At 71.6% G+C, this 25,450-nt stretch carries 6 protein-coding genes; 3 read left to right on the forward strand and 3 right to left on the reverse strand.

The features are described 5' to 3' along the window. Positions 1 to 17 precede the first annotated feature (17 nt). Complete coding sequence (locus tag ACWY4P_RS02535) at positions 18 to 830, reverse strand: SDR family oxidoreductase (RefSeq protein WP_456208438.1); 813 nt, start codon at positions 828 to 830, stop codon at positions 18 to 20. 156 nt (positions 831 to 986) lie between these two features. Here ACWY4P_RS02535 and ACWY4P_RS02540 point away from each other — a divergent pair, with 156 nt between their 5' ends. Then, a complete protein-coding gene (locus tag ACWY4P_RS02540; protein ID WP_456208439.1) occupies positions 987 to 1,586 on the forward strand; it encodes a hypothetical protein in 600 nt (199 codons plus the stop codon). 158 nt (positions 1,587 to 1,744) lie between these two features. On the opposite strand, the gene ACWY4P_RS02545 is transcribed toward ACWY4P_RS02540, so the two are convergent. Continuing rightward, complete coding sequence (locus tag ACWY4P_RS02545; protein ID WP_456208440.1) at positions 1,745 to 19,105, reverse strand: SDR family NAD(P)-dependent oxidoreductase; 17,361 nt, start codon at positions 19,103 to 19,105, stop codon at positions 1,745 to 1,747. 58 nt (positions 19,106 to 19,163) lie between these two features. After that, entirely contained in the window at positions 19,164 to 21,938 is a 2,775-nt protein-coding gene (locus ACWY4P_RS02550) for a LuxR C-terminal-related transcriptional regulator (RefSeq protein WP_456208441.1), read from the reverse strand. Positions 21,939 to 22,756: 818 nt separating this feature from the next. Here ACWY4P_RS02550 and ACWY4P_RS02555 point away from each other — a divergent pair. Further along, positions 22,757 to 23,584 carry a sulfurtransferase gene (locus ACWY4P_RS02555; protein WP_456212785.1) on the forward strand — a complete coding sequence of 276 codons (828 nt, stop codon included), beginning with the start codon at positions 22,757 to 22,759 and terminating at the stop codon, positions 23,582 to 23,584. Between the two features lie 52 nt (positions 23,585 to 23,636). Beyond that, positions 23,637 to 25,376 (forward strand): DUF1416 domain-containing protein, encoded by a 1,740-nt coding sequence (locus tag ACWY4P_RS02560; protein ID WP_456208442.1) that lies wholly within the window; start codon positions 23,637 to 23,639, stop codon positions 25,374 to 25,376. The last annotated feature ends 74 nt before the right edge of the window (positions 25,377 to 25,450 follow it).

Genomic DNA, 25,450 nt, shown 5'->3' on the forward strand with positions numbered 1-25,450 from the left:
ATGGTTGGCGATGGCCGCTACAGGCCCGGTGGCGCGGGGGCGAGGGCGATACCGCCGGAGGCGTCGACCAGCTGTCCGGTGACCCAGCGGGCCTCGTCCGAGGCGAGGAGGGCGACGACGTCGGCGATGTCGGACGGCCGGCCGAGCCGGCGGAGTGCGGTCATGGCGGCCACGCCCTCGACCGCCCCGGGCACGTGGTGCAGCCAGCTGTTGGTTTCGGTGTCGTCGGTGATGCCTGGCGCGATGGTATTGACGGTGATCCCTCGGTGTCCCAGCTCATTGGCCAGCCTGGGCGCCATGATCTCAAGGGCGCCCTTGCTCATGGCGTAGGGGAGCAGCGGCCAGGCGATCCTGGTGACGACGGAGGAGATGTTGATGACCCGTCCGCCGTCGCCGAGGAGCGGCAGGGACCGTTGGGTGACGAAAAACGCGGCCCGTACATTGACGGTGAAGATGCGATCGAACTCCTCCGGGGTGACCTCGGAAATGCCCGCCACATAGCCGTCCGACTGCGTGGCGGCCTGGTCGTCCGGGTCGGCGTAGACGGCGGCGTTGTTCACCAGGATGTTCAGCGGCCGGCCGGCGAGCCCGGCCTCGAGTCCACTGAAGAGCGTGTCGAGGGCGCCGTCGGCAGCGAAGTCCGCCCGGATGGCGAATGCCTGCCCCCCGGCCCGCTCGATCGACGCGACCGTTTCCTCGGCGTCCGCTTTCCGCCGCCCGTAATGCACGGCCACCAGCACACCGTCGGCGGCGAGCCTTCGGGCGATGGCCGCGCCGATGCCCCGCGACGCCCCGGTCACCAGTGCGGTTTTCCCAGCTGTTTGGGTCATGGCGATGACCATCGCAACAGCGCACACGGCACGGAACCCCCTGAAGACCCCGGAATTCCAGCGAAGAGAACTCCACCGGAAACCGAGCCACGCGGGCTACCCTGCCGGGCCTTTGCCATCCATCGGGAAAGCAATCCACCAGGAAATGAGTTCTGGATGACCAGTGTCAGTCGGACGACGGCGGAACAGGATCCGGACATCCCCGTGCGGCGTGCGCTGAGCGCCGCCAGGCGGGCGGAGGCCATCGCCTCCGCCACTCGCGCGGCCGCCGCCGAAGTGGCCCAGGCGACGGCGGCCGGCGCCGCGGTGAGCACCGCCGTGGCCGAGGCTGCGGGGGCCCTGTCGACCGCCGCCTCGGCCGCGGAAGGCGCGGCCCGGACCGCCAGGGCCGCGGCCGGAGAAGCCGGGCGGGCGACATCGGCCGAGGCCGCCACGGCGGCCGCCGCCCGCTCGGCCGAGGCTGCGGCCGCGGCGGCCGTGGCCGGTGCCCAGGCCGGCCCCGCCGCGGAAGCGGCCGCTCGGGACCAGGCCGAGGCCGCCACGAAGGCCGCCGAGATCGCGAACGCGATCGCGGAACACAGCCGCCGGGCGGCTGCCGAGGCAGAGGCCGTGGCCAAGGCGGCGGCCCACGCCGCCGAGGCGGCCCGAGCGGCCGCGGACGGCGGCACCGAAGCGGCGGCCGAGGCCGCCGAGGCCGCGGCGCTGCGGATGAACACCGACACCCCGTGGCTGTGCCAGCACCTTCCGACCGAATAAACCGAATAAACCGAACGAACCGCGCGGCATTCACCGTGCCGCATAAACCATGCCTCATGAACCACGCCGCGCCCTGAGCGGCGACACGAGTGACGGCGCCCGGTCATCGTCGGGCGCCGTCATCCGTTGCGACGCCCCGATGGCGCCGCCGCATTGGCTCAGTCTCGGCTGACCTCCTTGTCGATCAGCTCGAACATCTCATCGTCCGTGGCCGACTGGAGGTCCGGGCCCGCGGCGACCCCGTCGTGGTCTGCGACACGGCCGCCGCTGATTTTGCGGGCGAGGGACCGCAGGCGCTCCGCGAGGCCGCTGCGCGTGTCGTCGTCGAGCGCCGAGTCGGAGACGGCGGACTCCAGCCTGGCCAGCTCCGCCAGCGCCGCCATCGCCGTGGCCGCCGCCGAGGACGGCGCGTCCTGGCAGAGCCGAGTACGCAGATGGTCGGCGAGGGCGGCGGGAGTAGGGTGATCGAAGACGGCGGTCGCGGGCAGGGAAAGGGCGGCGGTCGTTTGAAGGCGGTTGCGGAGTTCCACGGCGGCGAGGGAGTCGAAACCCAGCTCGCGGAAGGCAGAGTCCGGCCGGACGGCGGCAGCCGTGTCATGCCCCAGCACGGCGGCGGTGTGGGTGCGGACGATCGTAAGAAGCGTATCCCGCTGTTCGGCGGCGTCCTGGGCCGCGAGGCGGGTACGAAGAAGGTCAGCGGCGCCCTCGGCCCCCGGGATACGGCGAGGGGCCGAACGGGCCGGGGCGATCTTCGAGAACAGGGGCGCGGAGGTCTCGACGGCGCTTGAACCTCGCAGGTCAAGGCGGGCGGGCACCACAGACGGCCGATCGCCGGCGAGGGCGGCGTCGAAGAGCGCGAGGGCGTCCTCGGTGGCGAGGGGGGCGAGCCCGGAGCGGGTGATGCGGGCCCGGTCGGTGCCGTCGAGATGCCCGGTCATGCCGCTGCCCTGCTCCCACAGGCCCCACGCGAGCGACAGGGCCGGCAGACCCTGCGCCCTGCGGTGTTCGGCGAGGGCATCGAGAAAGGCGTTGGCGGCAGCGTAATTGCCCTGCCCAGGTGCGCCGAGGACGCCGGCGGCCGAGGAGAACAGGACGAAGGCGCGCGGCTGGGCATGTCGGGTGAGCTCGTGCAGATGGAGGGCGGCATCGGCCTTGGGTGCCAGCGCGGTGTCCAGGTGTCGGGGGGTCAGGGAGGAGATGATGGCGTCGTCCAGAACACCCGCGGCGTGGACGACACCGGTCAACGGGTGCCGGGTGGGGATCCCCGCGATGAGATCGGCCAGCGCGCCGCGGTCGCTGGTGTCACAGGCGCGCAGCGTCACCTCGGCGCCGAGGTCGGCCAGTTCCGCTCGCAGCTCGGTGGCGCCGGGCGCGTCGGGCCCGCGTCGGGAGACCAACAGGAGGCGTCGTACGCCGTGACGGGCGACCAGGTGGCGGGCGAGCATCGCGCCGAGGGTGCCGGTGCCGCCGGTGATCAGTACGGTGCCGTCGGGGTCGAACGTCGTGGGCGCGGGGTCCTGGCCGGCTGCCTCGATGGCGGGAACGGGAGCAGGAACGCGGGTCAGGCGGGGCACGAGGAGCCGGTTCGCGCGCACGGCGATCTGCGGCTCGCCACAGGCAAGCGCTGCCGAAACAACGGTCTCTGGCACTTTCCCGCCGTCGAGGTCGGGGGCGGGTTCGAGGTCGAGGTCGAGGTCGAGGTCGAGGTCGAGCAGAACGAATCGGCCGGGATGCTCCGACTGCGCGGAGCGCACCATGCCGCACACCGCCGCGCCCGCCAGGTCCGCCACATCCTCCCCTGGCGTGGTGGCCACCGCACCACGGGTCAGCACGACCAACCGGCTCGAGGCCGGCCTCTCGGCCGCCAGCCACTCCTGCAGCAGGCCCAGGATGCGCTGGGTGAGGGTCCGTACGTCCTCCGGCAGGGCGGTGGCGCGCGCGTCGCGGCGGCCGCAGTCGACCACGACCACATCGGGCGCCTCGGCCCCCATCCGCAGGAGGTCGCAGGGCCCCACCGTGACCAGGGGTTGCCGAGCAGAGGACGATGTCGGCGCCGGAGCGGTCACCCACTCGACCGCGAAGAGCGAGTCGCGCCGCGCCGCGCCGGAGGCCGCCAGCAGTTCCTGTGTCGACACCGGGCGTACCGAGAGCGATGCGATCGAGGCCACCGGCCGTCCCTCACCGTCGACCACAGCGACCGACAATGAGTGCCTGTCCCGCGCCTCGGCGTCCGGGGTGAGGCGCACCCGGAGGGTCGACGCTCCGGGCCCGTGCAGACTCACCCCGCTGAAGGAGAAGGGCAGGGCGTCGTGCGGAAGTTCGTCGGCCGGGCGGAGTGCGGCGGCGTGGAGGGCGGCGTCCAGCAGGGCGGGGTGGACAGCGAACCGGGAGGCGTCGGCGTCCGCCGTGTCCGGAAGGCGCACCTCGGCGAAGATGTCCTCGCCACGTCGCCAGGCCGCCCTCAGCCCCCGGAACACCGGGCCGTACCCGAATCCCCGCGCCGCGTACCCGTCGTACAGGCCCTCCAGGCCCTCTGCCGTGAGTGCGACGGCACCCGGCGGTGGCCAGGCAGTCGCCGCGTCGTCACCTCGCGGATCGATGGGCCGTGCGATGGCGTCATCCTGGTCGGCCGGTTCGTGGCCGACCAGGCCAGTGGCATGGCGCACCCACACGGCATCCTCATACCTACCCTCGCGTCGGGAGGACACCGTCAGGCTTCGGCACCCGTTCTCGTCCGGCGCCGCCACCCACGCCTGCAGCTGCACCGCTCCCTCCTCCGGGATGAACAGCGGTGAGTGGAGGGTGAGTTCCTCGATGCGGTGGCAGTCCACACGTTGGCCCGCCTGAAGGGCGATCTCGAGAAAGACAGTCCCGGGGAGGACGACGGCGCCGGCGATGGCGTGATCGGCGAGCCAGGGGTGGGTGGACAGGGCGAGCCGACCGGTGAGCAGATAGCCCTCCCCCTCTGCCACGGTGACCGCCGCGCCCAGCAACGGGTGATGCGCCGGGTCCAGGCCGACGGCCGCCACATCCCCTGTCTGGGCGGGGGCGTCGAGCCAGTAGCGCCGGTATTGGAACGGGTAAGTGGGGAGGTCGATGTGGGTGTGGTGTTGGTGGGTGGTGTTCCAGCTGATGGGGTGGCCGGTGGTGTGGGCGTGGGCGAGGGAGTGGAGGAATTGGTGGGTGTCGTTTTTGTTGCGGCGGAGGGTGTTGATGGTGGTGGTGTGGGTGGTGTGGGTGGTGTTGGTGGTTTCTTGGATGGCGGTGGTGAGGGTGGGGTGGGGGCTGATTTCGATGTAGGTGTGGTGTTGTTGTTGGGTGAGGGTGTGGATGGCTTGGGTGAAGTGGACGGGTTGGCGGAGGTTGCGGTACCAGTAGTGGGCGTTGAGGGTGGTGGTGTCTGTCCATTGGTTGTCGGTGGTGGAGTAGAAGGGGATGGTGGCGGGTTGGGGGGTGATGTCGTGGAGGAGTTGGAGGAGTTGGTTTTCGATGGTTTCGGTGTGGGGGCAGTGGGAGGCGTAGTCGACTGGGATTCGTTTTGCGTCGATGCCTTGGTTTTGGAGGTGTCCCAGTGCTTCTGTCAGTTTTTCGGTGTCGCCGGAGATGACGGTGGCGGTGGGGGCGTTGTGGGCGGCCACCCATAGTTGGTCGGGCCATGTGGTCTGGAGCAGGGTGGTGACCTGGTCGGCGGGTAGTGGTACGGAGGCCATGCCGCCGGAGCCGTGGAGGGTGTGTAGGGCCTTGCTGCGCAGGGCGATGATTTTGGCGGCGTCGGGGAGGGTGAGGGCGCCGCTGATGTGGGCGGCGGCGATTTCGCCTTGGGAGTGGCCGATGACGGCGTCGGGGTGGAGGCCGTGGGAGCGCCAGAGGGCGGCGAGGGAGATCATGGTGGCGAAGAGGACGGGTTGGATGATGTCGGCGCGTTGCCAGAGGGGGTCGGTGTCGGGTCGGTGGAGGATGTCGGTGAGGGTCCAGTCGGTGTGGGGGGTCAGGGCTTGTTCGCAGGCGTTGATCGACTGGGCGAAGACGGGTGAGGTTTCCAGCAGCCGCAGTCCCATCCCGGCCCACTGACCACCCTGACCCGGAAACACAAACACCACTCTGGCCTGGTCGCCGGCCTTCTTGGCGGTGCCGGTGATGACGGCGGTGTGGGCTTGGTCGGTCGCCAGGGCGTCGAGGCCGTGCAGGAAGTCGGAACGGTCCTGGCCCAGCACGACCGCGCGGTGCTCGAAGGAGGCACGGCCTACCGCGAGGGTGTGGCCGACATCGGCCGAGTCCGCCTCCGGGGTGTTGGTCAGGAACGTGTGCAATTGCCGGGCCTGGGCGCGTAGCGCTTGCGGGCTCTTAGCGGAGATGGTCCAGGGCAGTGGGCCTGGGGTGGTGCGGGGCACTGCCGATTCGTGGGTCTCCCCGGCGGGCGGTGCTTGTTCCAGGATGACGTGGGCGTTGGTGCCGCTGACGCCGAAAGAAGAGACGCCCGCGCGGCGCATCCGACCCTGCTCCGGCCAGGACACCGGCTCCGTCAGCAACCGCACCGCCCCGCCGGACCAGTCCACATGCGGTGAGGGCTCCTCGGCGTGCAGGGTCTGCGGGAGCAGCCCGCGCCGCATGGCCATCACCATCTTGATGACGCCTCCCACCCCCGCGGCGGCCTGGGTGTGTCCGACGTTGGACTTGACCGATCCCAACCACAACGGCCGGTCGGCCGACCGCCCCTGCCCGTACGTAGCGAGCAACGCCTGGGCCTCGATGGGGTCACCCAACGTCGTCCCCGTGCCGTGTCCCTCCACCACGTCGACGTCCGCCGCGGCCACCCCCGCGTTGGCCCAGGCCTGGCGGATCACCCGCTCTTGCGAGGGGCCGTTCGGCGCCGTCAGCCCATTGCTCGCCCCGTCCTGGTTGACCGCACTCCCCCGTACCACCGCCAGGACCCGATGGCCATTGCGCCGGGCGTCCGAGAGCCGCTCCACCAGGAGCATCCCCGCACCCTCCGCCCAGCCCGTACCGTCCGCGCCGGCCCCGAAGGACTTGCACCGCCCGTCCGGGGCCAGCCCACGCTGGCGCGAGAACTCGACGAAAGTGGTGGGGGTGGACATGACGGTGACCCCGCCGGCCAGCGCCATGGAGCACTCGCCGGACCGCAGCGCCTGGCAAGCCAGATGCAGAGCGACCAGAGACGAGGAACACGCCGTGTCCACGGTGACCGCCGGCCCTTCCAGACCGAAGGTGTAGGCGACACGACCCGAGGCGACGCTGCCCGCGTTTCCATTGCCGATGTAGCCCTCGTAGCCCTCTGGGATATCGCGCAGGCGGGTGCCGTAGTCGTGGTACATCACCCCCGCGAACACGCCGGTCGCACTCCCCCGCAGCGATGCCGGATCGATCCCCGCCCGCTCCATCGCCTCCCAGGAGATCTCCAGCAGCAGCCGCTGCTGCGGATCCATCGCCACCGCCTCGCGCGGGCCGATCCCGAAGAACGCCGCGTCGAACTCACCGGCGTCGTAGAGGAACCCACCCTGCCGGGTGTAGGAAGTGCCGGTTCGGTCCGGGTCCGGGTCGTAGAGCCGCTCCACCTCCCAGCCCCGGTCCGCGGGGAAGTCACCCACCGCGTCCACGCCGGAGGCGACCAGATCCCACAGGCCCTCAGCCGACCGCACACCTCCCGGAAACCGACACGCCATGCCGACGATAGCCACCGGCTCGCCCCCTGCCCCGCCGACGGCCGAGGCGGGCGGGGCGGCCGGGGCCGCCGACATACCGCCGGCCAACTCGTCACACAGGAAGCGGGCGAGCACGTCGGGGCGCGGCCGGTCGAAGATCAAGCCGGCCGGCAGGCGCAGCCCGGTGGCCTGCTGCAACCGGTTCCGCAGGTCCACCGCGGCGAGGGAGTCGAACCCCAGGTCACGGAACGCCGAGTCCACGGGGACAGCGTCGGCCGTGCCGTGCCCCAGCACCGCGGCCGCCCGCGAGCGCACCAGGCGCAGCACCTCCCGCAGCCGTTCTTCCGTTCCGAGGCCGGTCAACCGCCGCCGCAGGGACGTCGGCCCGTCGGCCGAGGCGTTGCGGGTCCCGGACGGCCGGGCCGGAGCGCCCGTCACGTTTCGCAGGAACGGTGGGACGGACTCGGATGTCCGAAGCTCCGTCATGCTGAGTGCGGCGGGCACCACCAGAGGGTGTCCGCAGCTCAGGGCCTGGTCGAAGAGGGCCAGGCCCTCGCTGGTGGCCAGCGGTCGCAGGCCCGAGCGGTGGAGCCGTGCGTGGTCCGTGACATCGAGCTGCCCGGTCATGCCCCCGGTCTGCTCCCACACTCCCCAGGCCAGGGACACCGCCGACAGCCCAGCGGCCCGCCTGTGACACGCCAGCGCGTCCAGGGTGGCGTTGGCGGCAACGTAATTGGCCTGCCCTGCCGAACCCATCACTCCGGCCAGTGAGGAGAAGAGCACGAACGCGGACAGCGGCAAACCGCGTGTGAGTTGGTGGAGATTGAGCGCGGAATCGACCTTGGCCCGCAGCACCCGGGTCATGCCATCCGGTGTGAGGGATGTGATCACCCCGTCGTCCAGTACACCTGCCGCGTGCACCACCGCGGTCAGCGGATGGTCGACGGAGATCTCTGCCAATGCGCTCGCGAGTTGCTTCCGGTCGGCGGCATCGCACGCGGCGATGGTCACCCGCGCCCCGAGCGCCACGAGTTCGGCCTCCAGCCGCCTGGCCCCCGGGGCATCCAGGCCACGTCGGCTGAGGAGCAGCAGATGCCGTACGCCATGGGTGACCACCAGGTGGCGGGCGAGCAACGCACCGAGGCTGCCTGTACCGCCGGTGATGAGTACGGTGCCGTCGGGAGCCCAAGGAGGCCCATCCGTGGCCTTCGTGGGGGTGTCGGCAACCACCGGTGGGACGAATTCGGCCATCGGGCTCAGCCGGGGCGCGCGCAGGACTCCATCGCGTACGGCCACCTCCGGTTCCCCGGAGGCCACGGCCATCGACAGCGTCCGACGGTGGTCTTCCGGGTCGGTAGCGCGGTCATCCAGGTCGAGAAGGATGAAACGGTCGGGGTGCTCCGACTGGGCGGAGCGGATCAGACCCCGCACCGCCGCTCCCGCCAGGTCTTTCACCTCCGCGTCCGGCGCCGTGGCCACCGCGGCTCGGGTGAGGACCACCAGGCGACTGTCGGCGAACCGGCTGTCACCCAACCACTGCTGCAGGAGTCCCAGCATGTGCTGCGTGGCATGGCGCACCGCCTCACTCGGCTCCTCTTCGCTCCCCGCTGGGGACCAGGCCACGACCGTCCGGGGAACGGGCGCGTCGTCGGCGATCGCCGCGCACAGCGCGGCCAGATCGGCGTACGTCCGCTCGGGCGGAGCGGAGAAGTCCTCGGCCTGGCACGGCGTCGGCCTGGCCCTCATCACCACCCAGAGGTCGGCCTCTTCGGCCACCGCGGGCTGAGGGACGGGTTCCCACCGCACCTCGAAGAGCGAGCCGTGGTGGGCGACCGGGGCGGCCGTTCGAAGCTCGGCCCTGGACACCGGCCGCAGGGCAAGCGACCGGACCGATGCCACTGGCTCACCCGCCTCGTCGGACACATCGACCGACACCGCCCCCGGGCCGTGGCCATCCGGCCTCAGCCGGACGCGAAGGGCCGTCGCCCCCGTTGCGCGCAGAGTGACTCCAGTCCACGTGAACGGCAGCCCGCTCTCCTGTTGTCCCTGAAGCGAGGGCAAGAGAGGAATGGTGTGCAGTACGGAGTCCAGCAGAGCGGGGTGCAGCGCGAACCGAACCGCTGCCACGCCGCCCAGCACATCTTCTGGCATATGTGCGGTCGCGAAGACCTCCTCGCCGCGTTGCCAGGCGGCGTCCAGGCACCGGAAGGCCGCTCCGTAGTGGAATCCCCCCTCGGCCAGCTGCTCGTACAGTCCCTCCAGATCCACGGCGACCGCGCCCGGCGGCGGCCATGCACCCGCGAGCATGGCACCATGCACCGCCTCACCGGAGTCCGGGTCAGGCTTGTCGGCAAGGTATCCGGCGGCATGGCGCGTCCATGGCTCTCCCCCCGAATCGGCGGTGAGCCCGCCCGCATCGATTCGCGAATAGATATCCACTGCCCGGCTTCCGGCTTCGTTCGGTGCGGCCACGGTCACCTGCAGCACCACGCCGGCGCTCTCCGGCACGACGAGCGGCGTGTGCAGCGTGAGCTCCTCGATCCGACAGCAGTCGACATGGGCGCCGGCCTGGAGGGCGAGTTCGAGGAAGGCCGTACCGGGGAGCAGCACAGCACCGCCGACGGCGTGGTCGGCCAGCCAAGGATGCGTACGGAGCGAAATCCGCCCGGTGAGCAGCAGCCCCTCACCGTCGGCAAGCCCAACCGCCGCACCCACCAGGGGATGCCGCGCCGGCTCCAGGCCTGCCGCCGACATATCGCTGGCGGTAGTGGTGGTGTTGAGCCAGTAGTGGTGGTGTTGGAAGGGGTAGGTGGGGAGGTTGGGGGTGTGGTGGGTGGGGGTGTGGTGGTGGTGCCAGGTGGTGGGGTGGCCGTGGGTGTGGAGGTGGGCGAGGGTGGTGTGGGTGGTGTGGGTTTCGGGTTGGTGGGGGTGGAGGAGGGAGACGGCTTGGGGGGTGTGGTGGGGGAGGTTGTGGTGGGTGAGGGTGGTGAGGGTGGTGTCGGGGCCGAGTTCGAGGTAGGTGGTGACGCCGTGGGTGTGGAGTTGGTGGGTGGTGTGGGTGTAGTGGACGGTGTCGCGGGTTTGTCGGACCCAGTAGTGGGGGGTGGTGGGGTCTTGGTCGTTGGGGTTGGTAGTGACCAGGGGGGTGTGGGGTTGGTGGTAGGTGAGGGTTTCGGCGGTGTGGCGGAGTTCGTTGAGGAGCGGGTCGATGTGGGGTGAGTGGAAGGCGCCGCTGACCTTGAGCGGGGTGACCTTGCGCCCCATGGTGCGGAAGCTTTCGGCGATGGCGTCCACGGCGTCGCGATCACCACTGATGACGACGGATCCTGGGGCGTTGACGGCCGCGAGGGATACCTGTGTCTCATGGCCGGTGAGGTGTTGGTGGAGTTCGTGGGGGTTGGCTTGGAGGGTGGTCATGGTGCCGGTGGTGGGGAGGGTGTGCATGAGGCGGGCGCGGGTGGTGATCAGGTGGGCTGCGTGGGGGAGGGTGAGGATGCCGGCGAGGTGGGCTGCGGTGATTTCGCCGAGGGAGTGGCCTGCGTAGTAGTGGGGGGTGAGTCCGTAGTGTTGGGTGACCAGGCGGTGCAGGGCGATCTGGAGGGCGAACAGCGCGGGCTGGGCATAACGCGTCTGGTGCAGCAGCTCCGCCGTATCGGTGTCCGGCTCGGCGAACATGACGTCCCGCAGGGGGTGGTCGAGGTGGGGGTCGAGGTGTGTGCAGGCTTCGTCGAGAGCTTCGGCGAACAGGGGGAAGGTGTGGTAGAGCTCGTGTCCCATGCGGGCGCGTTGCGTGCCCTGCCCCGAACAGACAAACGCCAGCTTCCCCACCCCGGTTGCCACGCCCCGGACCAGTTTCTCGTGTTCCTCGCCGGCTTCCAGGGCTTGCAGGCCGTGGAGGAAGTCTTCGCGGTCCGGGCCCAGGAGTACGGCGCGGTGTTCAAAGGCCGCACGGCCAGTGGCCAGGGCATACCCGATATCGGCCAGATCCGCCTGGGGATGAGCCGCCAGGTACGCGCCCAGCTGGGCTGCCTGCGCCCGTAGTGCCGGTTCGGACTTCGCCGACACCATCCAGGGAAACGACCCGGAAGAGGCGTCCGCCGGTTCGTGATGCTCCTCCGGTGGTGCCTGTTCGAGGATGATGTGGGCGTTGGTGCCGCTGACCCCGAACGACGACACTCCCGCACGCCGCGCACGACCGGTCTGCGGCCACGACACGGCCTCGGACAGCAGCCGTACCCCGCCCGAGGACCAGTCCACATGCGGCGACGGCTCCCCGGCATGCAACGTACGCGGCAACACCCCACGTTGCATGGCCATCACCATCTTGATGACCCCCGCGACACCCGCCGCAGCCTGCGCATGCCCGATATTCGACTTCACCGACCCCAGCCACAACGGCCCAACCCCAACCCGCTCCTGACCATACGTCGCCAGCAACGCCTGCGCCTCGATCGGATCACCCAGCCTCGTCCCCGTCCCATGCCCCTCCACCACATCCACATCCCCACCACCGACCCGCGCACTGGCCAACGCCTGACGGATCACCCGCTGCTGCGCCGGACCACTCGGCGCCGTCAACCCATTACTCGCCCCATCCTGATTCACCGCACTACCCCGCACCACCGCCAACACCCGATGCCCCAACCGCCGCGCATCCGACAACCGCTCCACCAACAACATCCCCACACCCTCCGCCCACCCCGTACCATCCGCCCCCGCCCCAAACGCCCTGCACCGCCCATCCACCGACAACCCCCGCTGCCGCGCAAACTCCACGAAGGCACCAGGTGTCGCCATCACTGTCACGCCGCCGGCCAGCGCCATGGAGCATTCCCCGGCCCGCAGCGCCTGGCAGGCCAGATGCAGAGCGACCAGAGACGACGAACACGCCGTGTCCACCGACACCGCGGGACCCTCCAAACCCAGCGTGTAGGCGATACGGCCCGAGGCGACGCTTCCGGAGTTTCCGGTGAGGACATAGCCCTCGACCTCGGCCACGGCGTCATGCAGCCGGGGGCCGTAGTCCGTCGGCATCACACCGGCGAAGACCCCGGTCCGGCTCCGCCGCACCGACGTGGGGTCGATGCCGGCGTGTTCGAAAGCCTCCCAGGAGGTCTCCAGCAGCAGCCGCTGCTGCGGGTCCATCGCCAGCGCCTCGCGCGGGCCGATGCCGAAGAACCCCGCGTCGAACTTGCCCGCGTCGTGGAGGAAGCCCCCGTGGCGGGTGTATGTGGTGCCCGGCCGGTCCTGGTCGTAGGGGGCGTAGAGGCGGTCGAGGTCCCAGCCGCGGTCGGTGGGGAATCCGCTCATGGCGTCAGTGCCGGAGGCGACGAGGTCCCAGAGTTGCTCGGCGGTGCGTACGCCGCCCGGATAGCGGCAGGCCATGCCGACGATCGCGATGGCCTCATCCTCCCCCGTCGCCGTCTGACCCGGAGCCGGGGCCGGGGCCAGAGCCAGGGCCGGGGTGGCCGCGGGGGTGGCCGTATCGGTGGCGCCGAGGAGCCCGTCCCGCAAGTGCTGGGCGAGAACAGCAGGAGTGGGGTGGTCGAAGACGAGGGTGGCGGGGAGCCGCAGGCCGGTCGCCTCCTTGAGGCGGTTGCGGAGTTCCACGGCGGTGAGGGAATCGAAGCCCAGGTCGCGGAAGGTCGCCTCGGGAGCGATGGCCTCGGGGCTCGGGTGGCCGAGGACCGTGGCGGCGTGGCCGCGGACGAGAGTGAGCAGGACCTCGTTCTGTCCGGCGGGGTCGAGCCCGGCGAGCCGGGCTCGGAGGGAGGAGCGGCCGTCGGGGGTCGCGGGGCGTGGCCGGTGGCCGGTGGGGCGTACCAGGCCCTGGAGCAGGGGCGGCACGGTGGCGCCGCGGAGCGTCTTGGTGTCGATACGGGCCGGGAGAAGCAGCGGTGGGCCGTCGACGAGGGCGTTGTCGAACAGCGCCAGGGCCTCGTCCGTGGCCAGTGGCCGAAGGCCTACGCGGGCCATGCGGGTGCGGTCGGCCCGGTCAAGGTGGCCGGTCATTCCGCTGGCCTCTTCCCACAGCCCCCATGCCAGGGACACGGCCGGGAGCCCCATCGCCCGCCGCTGAAAGGCGAGCGCGTCGAGGAAGGCATTGGCGGCGGCGTAGTTGCCCTGCCCCGGCGAGCCCAGGACGCCCGCGGCGGACGAGAACAGCACGAACGCGGCCAGATCCACACGACAAGTCAGCTCGTGCAGATGCAAGGCGGCATCGGCTTTCGCGGACAGGGTGGTGTCGAGGTGGTGCGGGGTGAGGGAGCCGAGCGTGGCGTCGTCGAGTGTGCCCGCGGCATGGACGACAGCGGTCAACGGATGCTCGGCGGGTATCCGCCCGAGCACCTCGGCGAGCGCGGCACGGTCGGCGACGTCGCAGGCGGCGGCGGTCGCCTTCGATCCCAACTCTCCTAGCTCGGCGAGGAGTTCGAGCGCACCCGGCGCGTCGAGGCCACGGCGGCTGATCAGCAGCAGATGCCGTGCTCGGCCGGTCGCGGCGAGATGGCGGGCGAGCGCGGCGCCGAGGGTGCCGGTGCCTCCGGTGATGAGGACAGTGCCGTCGGGATCGGGGGTGCGGGGCAGCGTGAGCACGTTCTTCCCGACGGTGCGGCCCTGCTGGAGATGGCGGAGACCGTCTCGGGCCTGCCGGATGTCCCAGCAGGTGAGTGGCAGCGGGGTCAGCACGCCCTCGTCGAACAGCCCCAGCACGGTGCGCAGGATCTCCCCGATGCGCTCGGCTCCGGCCTCCATCAGGTCGTAGGCCCGGTAGGCGACACCGGGGTACGCCCGCGCCACCTCCTCCGGGTCACGGAGGTCGGTCTTGCCCATCTCCAGGAACCGGCCACCGTCGCCGGCCACGAGGCTCAATGAGGCGTCGACGTACTCATGAGCCAGGGAGTTGAGGACGACGTCGATGCTTCGGCCGGCGAACCGGCTCTCGAAGTCGAGGGTGCGGGACGAGGCGATGCGCTCTCGGGGAATGCCCTGGGCTCGGAGGGTCTCCCATTTGCCGGGGCTTGCCGTGGCATAGATCTCGGCGCCCAGGTGGCGGGCCAGTTGGACGGCGGCCAGTCCCACTCCGCCGGCGGCGGCGTGTACCAGCACCGACTCGCCCGGGCGCAGTCCCGCCAGGTCCACCAGCCCGTAGTAGGCGGTGGCGAACACGACGGGGACGGCAGCGGCCTGGGCGAAGGACCAGTGGTCGGGGACGCGGAGCACAGTGGCTCGGTCGGCGACCGCGAAGGGGCCGAACGCGTCCGCGAACACGCCCGTCACCCGGTCCCCGGGCGCCAGGTCGGCCACCTCCGGCCCGACTTCGAGTACCACCCCCGCCCCCTCGCTGCCCAGACCCCGTTGCCCGGGGACCATGCCCAGGGCCACCAGGACATCGCGGAAGTTCACCCCGGCCGCGCGCACCTCGATCCGTACCTGGCGCGGACCCAGTGGGGCGGTGCCGGCCGAGGACGCCACTGGCGCCAGCCCCTGGAGCGTGCCCGCTTCGACGCAGTCGAGCCGCCAGCCGCCGCTTCCCTGTGGCGGGGTGGGCAGGGCGTCTCTGGTGTCGGCTCGAACCAGCCGGGCAACATGCGGGTGGCCGACCCTGATGGCCACCTGCGGCTCGCCCAGCGCGACCGCCCGTGGCAGCGCCGCCCACGACTCCTGGGACGGTTCCAGGTCCGCCAAGAGGATGCGGTCGGGTTCCTCGGCCTGGGCGGATCGCACGAGTCCGCAGACCGCCGCGCCCGCCAGGTCTGTCACTCCTTCAGCCGGCCCGGTGGCCACCGCGCCGCAGGTGACGATGGCCAGGCGCGCGTCGGCCAGCCGCGTTTCGCCGAGCCATCCCTGAAGCAGGTCGAGTGCTTGTCGGGTACGGGTGCGAACGTCGGCGACCGTCGTGTCATCGGGCCCGGCGGCAGCCGGAGAGCAGCCTGCGAACACCAGGTCCGGAGGCGGGTCACCCGCGTCCAGGGCCGCCGTCAGCCTGGCGAGGTCCGGGTACCGCCGTACGGGCCCCTCCGCCGCCGCCTCCAGCGCGACCGCCCATCCGGGGGTGGCGTCGCCCAACACGGCGCACCGCCCGAGGGCCGTGGTCGGTGGCTCGGGCGCGGCGGCCCACTCCAGGGCGTAGAGGGTGTCGCACGCCTGGCCGCCGAGGGCCCGCAGGTCCTCCATGGCCACCGGCCGCAGCGTGAGCGACTCGGCCGAGGCCACCGGCGCGCCCGTCTCGTCGGCCACGTCGACGGCGACCGCGTCCGGACCCAGCGGCCGCAGCCGTACGCGCAGCGTCGGCGTACCCGGTGCGCGCAGGCGGACACCGCGCCAGGCGAACGGCAGCCGACCGTGTTCCGGTGCGTTCTCCTCCCGTCGGCCGCTGCCGAGCGCCAGCGGGTGCAGCGCGGCGTCGAGCAGGGCGGGGTGGAGGCAGAAGCGTTGGGCGTCGGCGGCCACCTGGTCGGGCAGCCGCACCTCGGCGTAGGTCTCCTCGCCGTGCCGCCAGACGGCGCACAGCCCCTGGAAGGCCGGGCCGTAGCCGAAGTCGGCAGCGGCCAGCCTGTCGTAGAGGCCGCTGATGTCCACGGGCTCCGCGCCCGGCGGAGGCCACGCCGCTGCCAGGGGCCCGGCGCCGTCGGTGCCATCAGCCGCGCTTTCCGCCCCCAGTGTGCCGGTCGCATGCCGTGTCCACACGCCCTGGGCCGCCGTGTCCCGCGCGGGGTCGTCGTCGCGCTGTGCGTAGACGCTCAGTGCCCGGCGGCCGGTCTCGTCCGCCGCGCCGACGGCCACCTGAAGCGCCACACCGCCGCTGTCGGGGAGGACGAGCGGGGTGTGCAGGGTGAGTTCCTCCAGCCGGGGGCAGCCGAGGTGTTCGCCGACGTGCGCGGCCAGCTCCACGTGTGCCGTGCCCGGCAGCAGGACGGTGCCGGCGACCGAGTGGTCGGTGAGCCAGGGATGGGTGTGCGGGGCGAGCCGCCCGGTGAGCAGATATCCGTCGCCCTCGGCGAGCCCGACCGCCGCGCCGAGCAGTGGATGTCCGACCGGGGCCAGCCCCGCGGCCGTCACGTCCCCGGCGGTCGCCGGGGCGTCCAGCCAGTAGCGGCGACGCTGGAAGGCGTAGGTGGGCAGGTCGACTTGGCTCGCCGCGAGGGCCGGCGCCCGGTAGTGGCGGTCCCAGGCCACCGGCAGGCCGTGGGTATGGGCGAGGGCCAGCGAGGTCAGGATGCGGTGGGCGTCGTCCTCGCCGCGGCGCAGGGAGCCGACGACGGTGGCCGCGGCGCCGTCGGCCTCGGCGGTGCCCTGGATGGCGGGGGTGAGGGTGGGGTGCGGGCCGGCCTCGATGTAGGTGTGGTACTCGGCGGCGCCGAGGGCGCGGACCGCTTCGGCGAACCGTACGGGCTGTCGCAGATTGCGGTACCAGTACCGGGCGTCGAGGCCGCTGGTGTCGGTCCACTGGTTGTCCACGGTGGAGTAGAAGGGGATGTCGGCGGCCCGCGTGGTGATTCCCCGCAACAGGCTCAGCAGCTCCTGCTCCACGGCTTCGATGTGCGGGCAGTGGGAGGCGTAGTCGACCGGGATCCGCTTCGCGTCGACACTCTGGTCCCGGTAGTGTTCCAGCGCCTCGGCCAGAGCTTCCGCGTCGCCGGAGATCACCGTGGCCGTGGGAGCGTTGACGGCGGCCACCCACAGCCGGTCCGGCCATGCGGTCCGCAGCAGCCCGGCGACCTCGTCCGCCGGCAGGGGTACGGAGGCCATGCCGCCCGAGCCGCGCAGGGTCTGCAGGGCCCGGCTGCGCAGGGCGACAACCTTTGCCGCGTCGTCCAGGGTCAGCGCGCCGCAGACGTGGGCGGCGGCGATCTCGCCCTGGGAGTGGCCGAGTACGGCGTCCGGTTCGATGCCGTACGAACGCCACAGCTGCGCCAGCGACACCATCACCGAGAACAGCACCGGCTGGACGACGTCGGCCCGTTCCCACACCGGGTCCCCGGGGCCCCGCCGCAGGACGTCGAGCAGCGACCAGTCGGCATACGGCGCCAACGCCGCCTCGCACTCCGCCATCCGCTCGGCGAAGACGGACGAGGTCTCCAGCAGCCGCAGCCCCATACCGGCCCACTGGCCGCCCTGTCCGGGGAAGACGAACACCACGCCCGCACCGGTCCCGGCCGCCGCCACGCCCCGTACGACCGAGCCGTCGTCCGGCGTGCCCCCGGCAAGGGCGTCCAGTCCGCGCAGGAGGGTTTCCCGGTCGGAGCCGAGGACGACGGCGCGGTGTGCGAGGTCCGACCGGCCGAGCACCAGGGTGTGCCCGACGTCGGCGGGGCGCAGCCGCTCGTCGGCCGCCACGCAAGCGCGCAGCTCCCTGGCCTGGGCCCGCAGCGCTTCGGCCGTCGCGCCCGACACGGGCCAGGGCAGCGGCCCCGCCACGGCGTGGCCGGGGGCGTCCTGCGGCGGCGCGGCCGTCTCGTCGGTTTCCGGGTGCGGCGCCGCTTCGAGGATCACATGGGCGTTGGTGCCGCTCACCCCGAAGGAGGACACTGCGGCGCGGCGGGGCCGGCCGCACTCCGGCCAGGCGACCGGCTCCGTCAGCAGCCGTACCGCGCCCGAGTCCCAGTCGACGTGCGGCGAGGCCTCGTCCGCGTGCAGTGTGCGCGGCAGCGTCCCACGCCGCATGGCCATCACCATCTTGATGACCCCGCCCACGCCGGCAGCCGCCTGCGCATGGCCGACGTTGGACTTCATCGAGCCGAGCCACAGCGGCCGGTCCCCGGGCCGCCCCTGGCCGTAGGTCGCCAGCAGGGCCTGTGCCTCGATCGGATCGCCGAGCCTGGTGCCCGTGCCGTGTCCCTCCACCGCGTCGACCTCGGACGCCGACACCCCGGCGCTCGCCAGCGCCTGCCGGATGACCCGCTGCTGCGCGGGGCCGTTGGGGGCGGTGAGGCCGTTGCTCGCGCCGTCCTGGTTGACCGCGCTGCCCCGTACCACCGCCAGCACCCGGTGGCCGAGCCGCCGGGCGTCCGCGAGCCGCTCCACCAGCAGCATCCCGGCGCCTTCTGCCCAGCCGGTGCCGTCCGCCCCCGCCCCGTACGCCTTGCACCGGCCGTCCGCCGCCAGGGCGCGCTGGCGGGAGTACTCGATGAACAGGCCGGGGGTGGACATCACCGTCACCCCGCCCGCCAGGGCAAGTGAGCACTCGCCCGCCCGCAGCGCCTGGCAGGCCAGGTGCAGGGCGACCAGCGAGGAGGAGCAGGCGGTGTCCACGGTCACGGCCGGGCCTTCGAGGCCGAGAGTGTAGGCGACCCGGCCCGACGCCACGCCGCCACCGCTGCCGTTGCCGACATAGCCCTCGAAGCCTTCGGGGACGGTGTGCAGCCGGGAGCCGTAGTCGTGGTACATCACGCCGGCGAAGACCCCGGTCCGGCTGCCGTGCACCGAGGCCGGGTCGATCCCGGCCCGCTCGAACGCCTCCCAGGAGATTTCCAGCAGCAGCCGCTGCTGGGGGTCCATCGCCAGCGCCTCGCGCGGGCTGATCCCGAAGAAGCGGGGGTCGAACTCCCCCGCGTGGTACAGGAAACCGCCGTGCCGGGTGTAGGAGGTGCCGGCCCGTTCCGGGTCGGGGTCGTAGAGCCGCTCCGAGTCCCAGCCCCGGTCGTCGGGGAAGGTGCCGATGGCGTCCCGGCCGGCTGCCACCAGCTCCCACAGGTCCTCCGCCGATCCCACCCCGCCCGGATAGCGGCAGGCCATGCCGATGATGGCGATGGGTTCCCGCGCCGCCGTGGTGAGCCGGTGGATCTGTTCCCTCAGCCGCTCGTTGGTCTTGAGGGACGCCCGGAGCGCCTGGATCACCTTGTCGTGGCCAGCGGCCATCGGCATCTCCAACCTGTGGACCTCCGTGGCATCACGGACGGTGTGTTCGGACGGCTCGTCAGAACGAGGACAGCTCTCTGCGGTTCGTCGCCGGTGTCCCCACCGGACCGATCAGACTCTTCGGCAGTTGCTGGCGGCGGCTGATGTGCAGCTTGCGGTAGACACGCGTCAGATGCTGCTCGACCGTGCTCATCGTCACGCACAGCTGTAGCGCTATCTCACGGTTCGAGTTGCCGTTGGCGGCGAGGATGGCCACGCGCATTTCCGACTCGCTCAGTCCCGCCCCCTGGTCGCGGCCGGGGAGGTCCGGCCGGTCCCCGCCGCACACCGCCTGCCAGGGCGCAATGGTGTCGCACAGAGCCTTGGCACCGCACTCCTCGGCCATCCGCCACGCCCTGCGCCGCACGTTGTTGGCCCGGACGGACTCGCCGACGTTCCGGTAGGCGGCCCCCAGGTCGGCGAGCGCCCGGGCGAGTTCGAGCCGGTCCCCGCACCGCTGCAGAACCTCGACGGCCTGGGTGAGCAGGTGCGGGCGCTCCGGCACGGCGGCGAGCCGGGCCCGGAGCCGAAGTGTGACGCCCCGGGTGTGCGGGGCGCTCCACAGGCGGGCGCAGGACAGCTGTTCCGTGATCATCCGCGCCGCCCTGGCGCGCTCACCGAGCCGCAGGAACGCCTGGGCGGTGTCGGTGCGCCAGGGCAGCAGGGCGGGGTGGTCCAGACCCCAGCGCTGCGCCATACGGCCGGCGGCCAGGAAGTCGCCGAGCGCGGCGCGGCAGTCGTCGGTGGCCAGGTGGTAGTGGCCGCGGGCGCGCAGATACTCCATGCCGTACACGCTCTGGAACAGCGCGCCTGGCAAAGGGTGGTGCAGCACGCGGGTCGCGTCGTCGTAACGGCCCATGGCGGTATAGGCGTGCACCTGGCAGGCGAGCGGACCTCCCACGAGGACGCTGCCGCCACGGCCGGGCAGGCAGGCCAGGGCTTGCCGGGCGCACTCCTCGGCGTCCGCCAGGGCCCCCTTGCGCAGGGCGATCTCGGCGAGGATGGCGAGGAACTCCGCCTGCCAGCCGGGCGAGCGCCGGGCCGTCGCCTCCTTCAGCATCCGGTGGCACCACTCGTCGGCATCGGCCGTCCGGCCGGCCCGCAGCAAGGTCCGTACGGCGTTGGCCACCACCGCCAGCGTGCCGTCCAGCAGCGGGCAGGCGCGCAGCCGCCGTTCGGCCTCGTCCGCGGCGGCCTCGCTGGTGCCGGGGCCGGGGATGCCCCAGACGGCGGCGGCAGTGCCGGGGCCGGGAGTCTCGTCCCAGGGCTCGCGGGAGGCGGCGGCGGTGTCGGGCGAGGGCTGCGGCCGGTTCTCTTCGAGCGCGAGGGGCCAGGGGCAGGGGTGCACCACCGACGGCCACACCGCGCCCAGGCGTGGGCCGGGGCCGTTGCGCGGGTGGTCGCCCGCCCGCAGCCAGGCCCGTGCCCGGCCCGCCTCCTCCAGTCGGCCACAGCCGATCAGCAGCCGTACGAGCAGAGCCGCGTCACTGTCCGCCGGTGCGCCGGTGTGCAGGTCGGCGAGCGTCTCGCTGAGGTGGTGCTCGGCAGCGGAGGGGTTGACCCGCCAGGTGGCGGCGGCGAGCGCGATCCGGGTCGCGGCCCTCTGGGACGGCTCCTGGCAGGCGCGGCAGGCGAGATCCAGATACCGGATCGCCGCGGGCGCGTCGTCGTCTACCAGAGCCTGGGTGGCGGCGTCGCGCAGCACGGCGACCGCCCAGGAGGGGACCGTGGGCTGGGCGGCCAGCAGGTGCTCACCGACCTCGGTGGCCCGGGCGCCCTGGTTGTGCAGCAGCAGGGCACTCCGCTCGTGCAGGTGCCGTCGGTCGGTGGCGTCCAGATGGTCCAGGGCGGCCGCCGCGACGACCGGGTGCCGGTAGCGGTGGCCGTCCGTCAATCCGCTCAGCTCCAGGACCTGGAGGGCGCGGGCGACCGCGGCCGCGTCCAGTCCCAGCAGCCGGCTCACCAGCGCGGGGGTGGTGGACGGCCCGAGTACGGCCAGGGCGCCGGCGACATCCCGGGTGGGCGTCCCGGTGCGGGCCAGGCAGGCCGCAACCGCCTGGTGGAACGGTCCGCCGATAGTGGGCCGCGGCACCCGGCCACCGGTGTCCGGCGCCGCCCAACGGTCCTGCAGCAGGGCCCGGGACAACAGCGGGTTGCCGCCGGTCAGCACGTAGCACTCGGTGCCGAGGCGGCCGTCGGCCGGCTGGTTGCCGAGCGTGCCGGCCAGCCTGGCCACGCCTTCGGGGCTGAGCGGGTCGAGCGTGATGCGCCGGAAACCGGGGTGGCGCAGCAGTTCGGCGCCGAGCAGCGGGTCGCCGACCCGACCGTACGGACTCTCCGTGCCGATCAGCAGCATCCTGGCCGAGCGGGCGTGGTGCGCGACATGCAGCAGCTGCCGCAGCGACCCCTGGTCCACGTGGTGCAGATCGTCGACCGCGATCACCAGCGGTGCGGACGCGGAGAGCCCGCGCAGCGCCTCGCACAGCCGCTCTGCGGCCCGGGCCCCGTCCTGTGCCAGAGCGGGGCGCAGCCATTCGCGGGTCCGCTCCGGCAGCGCCGGGTGCTCGGCCAGCCGCCGTACGAACCCGAGAGGGGTGCCCCTCTCGCCGGGCAGACCGGGCGCGTCGAGGACCACGGCCCCGGATTCGGCCGCGATCCCAAGGAATCGCTTCAGGAATTCGCTCTTGCCGCACCCCGGCCCGCCCTCGGCGACCAACAGCCGGAAATCGCCTGCCGCACACTCATGAAGCGTCGCCTCCGCCAGCTCTATGAGAGCGCTCCGGTCAATGAGCATGGCCCTCCCGGACTCATGTCACGGATCATGACTCGTTCCGGACCGGAGTGTGTGCGGGTTCGCTCGAGTCTCGGCGGAATCGCCCTCGTACGGCGGCGGAGCGCCTCTCGCCGCCCTCCGACCGCCTGTCGGCAGCGCGCGGCCTCCCTGGTCAGGGGCTGTCGCTTCCCGGAGGGACCAAGGCATGAGATATGGGCAGCATGGCGAATACACCCAGGCGGGCAGGAATGGAATGAGCGGCGCCATGTCACCCATTCCAGAGATCAACTTGTGGCTTACATCACACGTCACATCTCTGCATCCCTCTGGAATGACGCCACCGTGTTCGCCTCGGGCGGCAGTATGGCACATCACTTCTTCAAGGTTTTGGTCAGCCGTGACGGGGAGAGACAAGAATGCCGACAATGATTGTCATCGGACATAGAAACGGTCTCGACCAGGCTCTGCAGCGCACCGGATCGCTTCTATGGACACATACTCCCACGTCGCCGCATAGGCGGAAATCTGACCCAGAAGGATTTCGAACGCAACTTCCTCTTCGATGAGATCCAATATTCACCCGATGCGCCGGCCGGGCCGTACGGCCGCGTCGGACAGGCAATCGTATCCGACCAGGACGAACTGAAACTGCAGCAAACAATGGAGGAAATCGCGCGATTCAATGAGGCCGGCGGCGCCTAGCAGGCGTACACGGCCCCGCGCGGAGTTGACTGCCGAGGCGTCGAGAGTTGTCCTGGATATGGAAGAACTGGCCACAACCGAGCGCACTCTTGCCATCACGGAGGGTCTTCGTCCGCCGGATGGGGATGGAGGCGACGATGAGCCGACAGCATTCACTGGTCGACGCCGACTGGGCGGAGCAGCACCTGGATGATCCTCAGTTGGTCTTCGCCGAGGTGGACGAGGATGTGAGCGCCTACGAGCAGGGCCATATCCGCGGCGCGGTGAAATTCGACTGGAAGAACGACTTGCAGGATCCGGTCCGCAGGGACTTCGTGGACCGTGAGCGTTTCGAAGAGCTACTGTCGCAGCGCGGCATCGCGCCTGACCATACGGTGGTGCTGTACGGCGGCAACAACAACTGGTTCGCCGCGTACGCCTACTGGTACTTCAAGATCTACGGACATGACCGGGTGCGTCTGCTCGACGGTGGCCGCAAGCTGTGGGAGCTGCAGTCCCGGCCGCTGACCGACGAGGCTCCGCAGCGGCCCAGGACCGATTACACGGCCAAAGAGCCGGACGATTCGATCCGGGCGTTCCGGGATGAGGTGATCGGCTCGATCGGAGACAAGAATCTGATCGATGTCCGCTCTCCACAGGAGTTCTCCGGGGAGCTGCTGGCCCCTGCCCACCTGCCGCAGGAAACGGCGCAGCGCGGCGGCCACATCCCTACTGCCAGGAATGTCCCGTGGTCGAAGGCGGCCAACGACGACGGCACGTTCAAATCCGACGAGGCGCTGCGGGCCCTCTACCGTGACGCGGGCATCGATTTCAGCAGGGACACCATCGCCTATTGCCGGATCGGTGAGCGCAGCGCCCACACCTGGTTCGTCGTCCATGAACTCCTCGATCAGCCGAACGTCAAGAACTACGACGGGTCGTGGACCGAGTACGGCTCGATGGTCGGCGTACCGATCGAAAGGTGATCGAGGGGAGGGTGAAGGGGACTTCATCCACCTCCTCGTCAGGGAGCGGAAAGTGTCCAGGAGCCCAACGGCCGCAGCGGGCGGCCGACGCCACGGGGCCGCGGTGCCGGAGCGCGACACCTCGGTCCGGACCGAGGTGGCCGGTCGGGTCGTGGTCGGAGAAGAGCCGGTCGCGGGTGCCTGGGTCCGCCTGCTCGACCCGTCGGGAGAGTTCGTCGGTGAGGTGGTCACCGCCTCTTCCGGCGTCTTCCGCTTCTATGTGACGCCGGGGCGCTGGGTGGTGCGCGCGCTGTCGCCGCACGGGGTCACGGAGCTGCCGGTGGAGGCGCGGCTCGGGCGGGTCACCGAAGCCGAGCTGCGGCTGTCGGCGAAGCTGCCCGAAGATCTGGAAATCGTCCAGCTCGCCACGCTCAGCCTGGGGAATCGCAGCTACTTGATCACGGATGGCACGGTCGCGGTCGCGGTGGACCCCCAGCGTGACATCGAGCGGATCACGGCCGTGCTCGACTCGCGGGCGTGGCGGCTCGGCGCGGTGGTGGAGACCCACGTGCACAACGACTACGTCACGGGCGGTCTGGAACTGGCCCGCCACCTGGACGCGGCCTACGTGGTGCCGGCCGGCCCCAAGCTGGGCTTCGACGCCGTACGGGCGGGCGATGGGGACGAGATCCCGGCCGGGGAGCTGAGGATCCAGGCGATCGCCACGCCCGGGCACACCGACCATCACCTGGCGTACGCGTTCGCGCTCCGCGGTGGTGTGCCGCGGCTCGTATGCACCGGAGGGTCGGTGCTGTACGGGACGACCGGGCGCACCGACCTGATGGGAGCGGAGCTGGCCGAGCCGCTGGCCCGTCGGCAGTACCGCTCGGCCCGCCGGCTGGCCGAGGTGCTGCCCGATGACACCATGGTCCTGCCGACCCATGGCTTCGGGAGTTTCTGTGCGGCCGCGACGCCCGGTGCGGTCGAGCGCTCGACGATCGGCCGCGAACGTGCCAGCAATCCCGTCTTCACTCTGGACGAGGACGCCTTCGTCTCCAGCGCCCTGTCCGGCCTTGAGCCCTACCCCGCGTACTACCGCCGGATGGCCACGATCAATGCCACCGGACCGACACCCGTGGCCGGCCTCGGCGTTCCCCGCTCCGCGGGTCTGAGCGAACTGGCCGAGCGCATCGCGGCCGGGGAGTGGGTGGTGGACGTACGGCCTCGAGCGGACTTCGCACACACCCACCTACGGGGCACGGTGAACATCGACGCCCACGGAGCCTTCGCCACCTACCTGGGCTGGCTGGTGCCGTTCGACACCCCGCTCACCTTGCTGGCCACCGACGCCGAACAGCTCGAAGCCGCCAGGAAGGAGCTCCTCCGGATCGGCTTCGACCATCCCGCGGCCGTCGCCACCGGTAACCCGCTGGAATGGGCGGGCCCCCGGTGGCTGGCTTCCTACCCGCGCGCCGACTTCACCACCCTGGCCGCCGCCCAGGCCGGGCGGCCGATGGAAATCCTGGACGTCAGGAGCGGCGGCGAGTGGCGTCGCGGACACCTGCCCGACGCCCGGCACATACCGCTGCCCGAGCTGCCCCACACCCTTCCCACTCTGCCGGACGCCGAGATCTGGGTGCACTGCCACAGCGGCTTCAGGGCCGCGATCGCGGCCTCCCTGCTGGCCGCCGCAGGTCGCCAGGTCGTACTCATCGACGACGCGTTCGAGCACGCCAGGCCCATGACGCGAGGGGGTAGGGCCATAGCGCGTCACGGGTCGCCGGCCACGGTGGTCCACAGAGGCTCGATGTGACCCAGCCATGCGTCTTGGTTGTCGGCGAGCGGTTGCTTCAGGGGAAGAGGGAGGAAACGGCAGGCGAACGTGAG

Source organism: Streptomyces sp. LZ34, from assembly GCF_053890475.1.

Excerpts from the sequence above, each read along its gene's own strand:
- ACWY4P_RS02535 (WP_456208438.1), bottom strand. The coding sequence starts at position 830 with ATGACCCAAACAGCTGGGAAAACCGCACTGGTGACCGGGGCGTCGCGG.
- ACWY4P_RS02540 (WP_456208439.1), top strand. The coding sequence starts at position 987 with ATGACCAGTGTCAGTCGGACGACGGCGGAACAGGATCCGGACATCCCC.
- ACWY4P_RS02545 (WP_456208440.1), bottom strand. The coding sequence starts at position 19,105 with ATGGCCGCTGGCCACGACAAGGTGATCCAGGCGCTCCGGGCGTCCCTC.
- ACWY4P_RS02550 (WP_456208441.1), bottom strand. The coding sequence starts at position 21,938 with ATGCTCATTGACCGGAGCGCTCTCATAGAGCTGGCGGAGGCGACGCTT.
- ACWY4P_RS02555 (WP_456212785.1), top strand. The coding sequence starts at position 22,757 with ATGAGCCGACAGCATTCACTGGTCGACGCCGACTGGGCGGAGCAGCAC.